Origin of the sequence: Acinetobacter sp. SK-43 (genome assembly GCF_015351505.1) — a bacterium.
Lineage (GTDB): Bacteria > Pseudomonadota > Gammaproteobacteria > Pseudomonadales > Moraxellaceae > Acinetobacter > Acinetobacter junii.
In genome coordinates, this window is sequence record NZ_JADKPY010000005.1 from 21246 (window position 1) to 28798 (window position 7553).

Sequence of the window (7553 nt, forward strand, 5' to 3'; positions counted from 1 at the left end):
AATCAAATTCGAGAAGTTAAACAGTTCATTGAGATCGAAAATATCCTGATAGAAAGTGATCATTTCTTCACAACAGTTAATTTTAAACCAAATGGGGTCAAAAGTTTTAGCATTGTTTCTATGTGTGATTCATAGAGATCATTTCAATTTAGCGATCTCTAGATCCATCTTGTAATTGGCATGTTGAATCCGTTCATTTGAGGGGTTGTATTGCTTCTGGACTTCATCTGAGAAAGGAGTTTCTTCACATAATTCAAAGTACCTCTCCATCGGTGTTTTACCTTTCAACGCTGAATGTGGTCTCATCCAGTTATAGTAATGCTGCCATTCGGCTAGCTTGTCTTGGATATCCTCAGAATTGATATCTACAGTAGCGTAGAACTCAGATTTATCAGTTTTTTGTGAACGCTCTACCTTGCCATTCAGATGAGGTGAACCTGGTTTATTTGGCCTAAATTTGATTCCATGCTGCATCATTTTTTTCTGTACTTTTTCAGCAAAGAATTCCCGCCCACGATCGGTCTGTATTCGCTGTATGGGAAAAGGCATTTCTTCAATTACGCAGTCTAAAAAGTCGAGAGTATTCGCTGCTGTTCGGCGTTTATATATCCTTAAAACGCGATATCGTGTGCAGTCATCGATAGATGTGTACTGATATAGTCCTGGACCCAGTTTACAGGTATCCATTTGAATTCTATCGCCTGGTAATGGGCGTTCATAACGAATGAAATCTGCTTTACGACGGAATTTTTTAATCGGTTTGACTTGATGGGTGGATAGTACTTTATGGATAGTCGCTAAGGACAACGAGACTCCGTGCAGCCTCATCAATTCTGTTTGCAAACGTCGAGCACCAAAATTTCTAGCTGAGCGCATTTCTAATATTAAGGCTTTTAGCTCAGCATTGATTTTAGTATTTGGCGATTTTAAGGGACGTCTACTCTGGCTACTTAATCCATCAATACCTTGCTCAGAATATCGTTTCCACCACTTGCGTAACGTTGGTCTAGAAATGCCACATCTCCGACAAACTAGGCCAGCATCATTAGTCTCTTCAAATAATTTAACTCATACGAGTCTTTGTTGAATTTCTCTGTTCATAGACACCCATTATATTGAAATAATGTCTATGAATAAAATACTTAAATAAAAATTCTCCGACAAGCTCAGTGCGGTTAATTTTTATCCAAATGAGTTTTCAAAATTATGCTTCATCCATAATCCATTCTTTAAAAAGAGCATCCTCGATTTCATAAGTACCATTTTCTGGTTTAAAAATAATTTGTTTTTTTGATAAAGAACGTAGGGCCGATTGAATACTTGATACCGCAATGTTATCTACACCAATGGAATCAGCCAGATGTTGTCTAAATTGACTACTATAAAGTTCAACTTGTGATTCCGCTATGGCTTTTAAAATTAGCTGTTCTAATAACTTAAACTCTCCCCATAATCCCGAAAAGTCACGATGCCCCATTGTATCGGCTATAAGCTGTTCCTTGGCAAAATCTATAGCCAGCATTGGGTTTAAGGCTAAACGCTCCACTAATGATCTTGCTAGTTGAGGACTTTGCTTCATATCTAAAAAAGCGTGCCATAAAATTTCTTTATTCAAACTACGTCCTGTTGTCTGATTAAATACATCTGCCAGATGATCTGTAAATGCTTTTGTTAGATTTGGAAAAGGTAAATTCTGTCCATAATGAAAAAAGGGAGCACTACTCACAGAAAACATTTGTCTCAGGCCTTCTCGACTTGAACCAGTAAAAACTACCTTTATTGTTTCTTTATGCATATCTAAAGCGGTACGTAAACTGGCAATCGTGGTTTTATATTTTGAACTAGCTAAAGCCTGAATCTCATCAAGTAACAGTAAAATAGGTTTCCCCTGCTGAGCCAGTTTAGTAATGCTAGACAAAATACTGGAATTCACTTGTCCTTGTAGAAGTGTCACTTCAGCTTTTACCCCTGCCACCTCTGTACTTAAAGAACCAATATTTTTAATCCAATGTGTGGCTTTCCCCATTAAGCCATTTTGTTTTGAAAACTCATCAAGAGCTTTTACAAACTGCCCTTCACTATGCAGGCCTGCATCGGCTTTGTTACACAAAGATTTGAAAGGCAAAGCGCCCCTAATTGAGCCAAATTTAAGGCGTAACTTGGGTAAGTGGTCGACCTAATTCCGTAAATCTGTTGAGGACTGCTACACGTGCATGAACCTCATTGACTTGGCTATCAAAGCTCCTTGCACTGAGTTTATCTCCTAATAATTTGATGCAGTGCATTTTAGTCTCAACCAAACTTCGGCGATGATAGCCTGACCATTTTTTCCATAGTGTCCTACCTAAACGTTTAATTGTTCGAAGTAATTCATTTCGCTCTAGCGAGCTACTCTTTGTATCTTTCCATGGTTTCGCATTTTTTCTAGGTGGAATCACCGCATGTGCTTGCCGATCTGCAATGACCTGACGGCATTGCTTGGTGTCATAAGCTCCATCGGTATAAACAGAGTCAATCTGCTCATCTTGTGGAATCTGATTAAGTAAATCACCAAGCACCTGTGAATCACAGACATTATTGGTTGTGAGCTGAATAGCGCGTATTTGTAGGGTTTTGGCATCTATACCAATATGTAGTTTACGCCATTGGCGACGATATTCAGCTCCATGTTTCTTGCGTTTCCATTCGCCCTCACCTAGAAACTTCATCCCTGTAGAGTCTACGAGTAGATGCAGCCCATCGCTACTTTTTTGGTAGCTGATTGCAATATCAATATGCTTTTGTCTTCTACAAAGCGTACTGTAATCTGGTGCGGTCCAATTTAATCCGCAAAGTTTAATCAGACTTTGCACAAAGCCAGTGACCATACGTAAAGATAGACGGAATAAGGATTTAATCATTAAGCAGCATTGGATGGCTGCGTCGGAGTAGGTTTGATTTCGCCCTTGTTTGCCTTTTGATGGAGCATACCATTGCGTAGCAGGATCAAACCAAAGGGCAATATTTCCGCGATTAATGAGTGCTCGGTTATATGCGGGCCAATTGGTTGTGCGGTAGATTTTGTGTGTAGGCTTCTTCATTTGAAAATTATATCGCTGAAAAAGCCTTTACAGATAGGTTTGTGCAACAAAGCCTTAAATATATCCAAAAAAGTAATGGAGAAATAGCTCCAATTTCTATCTTTTAGTCAGCTTATTCTTTACTCATTTTACTATTTTGGTTGTTGTTAAAATATTGCTTCCGTCTTCTAGAATTATGCTTCCAACTTTTTGCAACTTTATAGACATAAGCAGGTAAATCATCCCATTCTTCAGGCAAGCCCGTACCTCGTGCAACACGAAGTTTTAAAGGATAGTTCTTATATTCAATCAAATGAAGAAAATAAAAACTACGCTCTTGAAGTGTACTGAACTTTTTATGATACACATTTCTCAGATGAGGGTATCGTTGTCGTATACCGTCATTAGGGTGAGTATTTTCAGGTTGTAGGTACTGAAATTTCAGCTTTTTCATATTGCCTCCTAGGTCACATTACCTAGAAGGGGTCCTCTGCGTAGTAGTTCATTGTTTTAAACCTATGACTTATCGTTGATTGATTGTTTTTTAACGCATGCTCTAAGCTGCCAATCCTTCTCTTTATTTAAAATAATAACTGATGGTCGTATCTTTATGATCTCCCCAACCTGTCGAGATATTTGTCAATTCAACACCATTTTTCTTGTAGCTTTTTACCAGGTATAAATAAGTACGTGGTGGAGAAACTTCATTGGTTCGTACTTTCTCAATCAAAATGAAAGTCTTGTCATCTAACCATTTTACTCTTAATGGTAATGGATCTTGGCATTGCCCTATTTCTGCATACATTGCAGCATCTTTTCCATTCTTGGAAAAGGACAAGCCTGCACATTCTACATCGGGTAAATCTAAGACCAATCGTTTACCAACTAAGCTTTCTTTTACGCCTGCACTAGCCAAGGTTGAAAGACTTAAACATAATCCTGCAATTATTAATTTTTTCATTTGAATAGACTCTTAATTTAGTTGTTAAAACACATTGTCAATAAAGCCACACTGTAAGATGTGTTGTGATGGATTTACTGGATTGTCATAAAGGCTAATAAAAGCAATCATGTCATTCGGATCAGATACATCTCTTTTATAGGGCTGGCTATAGATATAAATTTGTTTGGGGGTGTAGACCTTTTGATTGTTGAAAACCTCTCCATCAAAGACCTTTAAATGTGGATATTGCTGAAAGACTTTGTGGGTCTTGCTTCTGTTTTGATCATCATGCATTGAAGCTTTATCCCATTGCTGTTTAAAGCTTTTCAATTGTTGTCCGCTATAGCGACTAAATTGAATCTTTAATCCATCCTCAATCTTTTGTTTGGTGTTATTAATGTCATCAGCACGATAGATTGCAGTTTTTGCCCCTGCAACACTGACGTGTACTAAGGTTTCAATCCTTTTGATGGGATTGCTTTTGCTATTGGGTAAATAAACTTCGGTTTCAGGACAATCTTCACAGAAATTTTCATCATCAGGATCATTGATGACGCTGCTCTTTTGTTTGCGGTACTGCTGTTGAAATTGTTGCTGTAATGAGGTGATTCCAGATGGCCATTTCATTTCGGTGCCCATCAAGGCTAAGTGGTTACTCAAAGATTGTTCTTTCTTGGCCCAATCCAGACAAGTTAAGCCCTGCTCTAAGGTGAATGGCTTAGATGTAGACAGGGGTTGAGCCGTCACAGTCTGCATGATCAACAAGGTCATGCTGCTGATCAGTAGAGGTTTAAATCGAAATTTCATTTTAATGATCCTCGCATCTCCTACGGGCTTTGGCTACCCGCAAGAAGTGCTCGTGTAAAATACTTATTTATTTTTAATCGTTTAACATCAGTTATTGATAATGATCCGCTGATAGTAGCTGACGGATTTCACTGGCCATTTGTGGACTACGCCAAGGAAATAGGACTTTTAGACTGTAATTCGGTTTGAATGGATCTCGTGTGCCAATATTGACTTGAAACTCTCGTTTCATCGGTGTGCGATGAACTTGTTGATTGACATGTGTTCCCATCATTGGATTGCTGATCACAGTGGTCGTGGTTCTAAAATTATCTTCAACTAAGTTGTAGTGTCCAACGGAAGTGATGTAATCAAAGGGATATTTCACGAGGCGTTGATCTGGCTGATCAAACAGAATAATGGTTTTATCTTGGCTGTTGATCCAAACACCACGGTTTTGGTAGTTAAAAGTTTCTCCTTGACGCTTGAGTTGTTCAGTCATCCCGTCAAAGTAGGTATTTCCATATTCATAAAGGTAGTAAAGGATCACAAACCAGAACAGGTCAAAGCCGAAGAAGATGTAACCGAAAGCACCAAAAGAGAAGATTTTGGCAACGATGAGAAAGATCACGATGGGTAAGACCACACATTTTATAAAGAGCTTAGATTTTTGTGGACGGTGTTCAATAGGTATGATTTTGGGTTTGCTTAATTCAGTCATGGTTGTTTCCCGCATGTTCAATGCAATGCACAATCACCAGCAGATATAAAAAGGTTTATTTTTTATAGGCGTGACTTAGCCATCCACCGTTGGATTGTTCTTGTAAAAATGTTGTTTGAATACAGACGAATAATAATAAATTAGCCGTATCGCCCTCGTTGCAAAGCACAACAAGGTTGAACATGGGGTGAGTCGCAAATTAGAAAAGATTGGTACAGCATGAGAAACTCCTTGAATCTTAAGAAGTTCTGCCATATCACTGCTAAATAATGGTGGCAGAACAAAAGAGGGTTAGCAGACTGGGATCCAAGGAACCAGCACACCCGAAGGTGTCCCCCTTCTGTCCTACCATAAAGATAAAAGGGGGACGAGAAGGTCCACGAAAAATAGACAAGCTATTTTCCGTACTGGATCAACGGTCTGCTAAAACCGACTGGCAATGTGTGCCCGCAATCGCATAATAAAATTAAGAAGATATAGAGTCAATCGGCTTTGTTGTATAAAGATTTTAAAGAAATAGCTTTCCTAAGTTGCTCAAATTTAAGTGACAACTTGGGTTTGAGGTCGACCTAATTCTGTAAATTTATTTAAGGCATGAGTAGTACTACTACGCAAGGTGCATGAATTTCATTGACCTGACTATCAAAACTTCTTGCACTGAGTTTACCGCCCAATAATTTGATGCAATGCATCTTAGTTTCAACCAAACTGCACCGATGATAGCTAGGCCATTTTTGCTAAGCGTTCTTCCTAGAGGTTTGACAGTTTTCAATAGTTCATTTTTTCTAAAGATCCCAATTTCCTATCATTCCATGACCTTGCATTTTTTCTTGGAGGAATTTCCGCATGTGCATGACGATCTGAAATCACGTGTCTGCACAATTTCGTATCATATGCTCCATCGGTATAGACAGAATCAATGAGTTCATCAGATGAGATTTGATTTAGCAGATCACCCAAGACTTGTGAATCACTTACATTATTTGTTGTGAGCTGTATAGCTCGTATTTGCAAGGTTTAGCATCTATACCAATATGCATTTTACGCCATTGCCAACGATATTCAGGCTGATGTTTCTTGCGTTTCCATTCGCCTTCGCCTAAAAACTTTAGGCCAGTTAAGTCTACTAATAGATGTAGTCCTTCATGACTTTTTTGATAGCTGATCGCAATATTAATCTGCTTTTGTCGTCTGCAAAGTGTGGAATAATCCGGTGCTGTCTAATTTAACTCACTGAGTTGAATAATGCTTTGCACAAAGCCTGTGACCATACGCAAAAAAGTCGAAAGATAAATTTGATCATCAAACAGCACTGAATTGCTGTATCAGAATAGGTTTGATTTCTTGCATGTTTAGCTTGTGGCTGAGCATACCATTGAGTCTGGGGATCGAACCAAATTGAAATATTTCCTCGCTTGATTAAAGCTTGGTTATAAGACAATTCGTTGTGCGATAGATTTTGGATTCAGGTTTCTTCATTTGGAAATGATATTGCTGATGAAACCTTTTAGAATAGCTTTGTTCAACAAAGCCAATTTAAACTGATAAACATTATATATTTACAAGATATTTATATAATACACTTTCAACAGGATTTTTATTTTTAAATCGATATTAACAAAAAAAGCAGGACTGGCACCTATTTAAATTAAAACTTCTTGTACGCCACAATGTACCTCAGCCGAAATTTAATTGTAATTTTTTGTATTAAAAATGACTCGGAACTCAAACAATTTTTAGGCTATCTGCCTAATTTTTAAAAAATAATCTCAATTAGAATAAATATTTATTCTATTTTTATCAACAACTTAATGTGATACTTTTAAAACTGGTTAGCAGACTGGGATCACTGAAGGATACTAAAAGGCATCCTTCTTTTTTTCCCTAATAATTAATATTTACTGAATCTTAAAGACTTTAGTTTTAGAGATTCAGTTAGTAACACAACCTAAAACATTATTATTTTTCGATGGTTATTACTAATGAAACTACTAAGCAAATTTTTTAGTGTGTATTTGAACAATATAAATGTAAACAATAAATA

The 7553-nt window shown here is 37.6% G+C and carries 6 protein-coding genes and 2 pseudogenes; all 8 read right to left on the reverse strand.

Features of this window, described 5'->3' with window-relative positions; all coding sequences use genetic code 11:
* Positions 1 to 138: 138 nt before the first annotated feature.
* Positions 139 to 1101 (reverse strand): annotated as a pseudogene (locus tag IRT38_RS02270) (IS481 family transposase).
* Positions 1102 to 1204: 103 nt separating this feature from the next.
* Positions 1205 to 2125: a hypothetical protein gene (locus IRT38_RS02275; protein WP_005092561.1), complete on the reverse strand. Its 921-nt coding sequence runs from the start codon at positions 2123 to 2125 to the stop codon at positions 1205 to 1207.
* A gap of 22 nt (positions 2126 to 2147) precedes the next feature.
* Positions 2148 to 3080: an IS5 family transposase gene (locus IRT38_RS02280; protein ID WP_005064486.1), complete on the reverse strand. Its 933-nt coding sequence runs from the start codon at positions 3078 to 3080 to the stop codon at positions 2148 to 2150.
* A 112-nt stretch (positions 3081 to 3192) separates the two neighbouring features.
* Positions 3193 to 3513: a hypothetical protein gene (locus IRT38_RS02285; protein ID WP_000734101.1), complete on the reverse strand. Its 321-nt coding sequence runs from the start codon at positions 3511 to 3513 to the stop codon at positions 3193 to 3195.
* A gap of 123 nt (positions 3514 to 3636) precedes the next feature.
* Positions 3637 to 4020: a hypothetical protein gene (locus IRT38_RS02290; RefSeq protein WP_000733361.1), complete on the reverse strand. Its 384-nt coding sequence runs from the start codon at positions 4018 to 4020 to the stop codon at positions 3637 to 3639.
* 24 nt (positions 4021 to 4044) lie between these two features.
* Positions 4045 to 4809 carry a hypothetical protein gene (locus tag IRT38_RS02295; RefSeq protein ID WP_000672051.1) on the reverse strand — a complete coding sequence of 255 codons (765 nt, stop codon included), beginning with the start codon at positions 4807 to 4809 and terminating at the stop codon, positions 4045 to 4047.
* Positions 4810 to 4900: 91 nt separating this feature from the next.
* The gene (locus IRT38_RS02300; protein WP_002159601.1) at positions 4901 to 5509 is read right to left on the reverse strand and encodes a hypothetical protein; all 609 of its coding nucleotides are present in this window, start codon (positions 5507 to 5509) and stop codon (positions 4901 to 4903) included.
* A gap of 540 nt (positions 5510 to 6049) precedes the next feature.
* Positions 6050 to 6988: pseudogene (locus IRT38_RS02305) on the reverse strand (IS5 family transposase).
* Positions 6989 to 7553 lie beyond the last annotated feature (565 nt).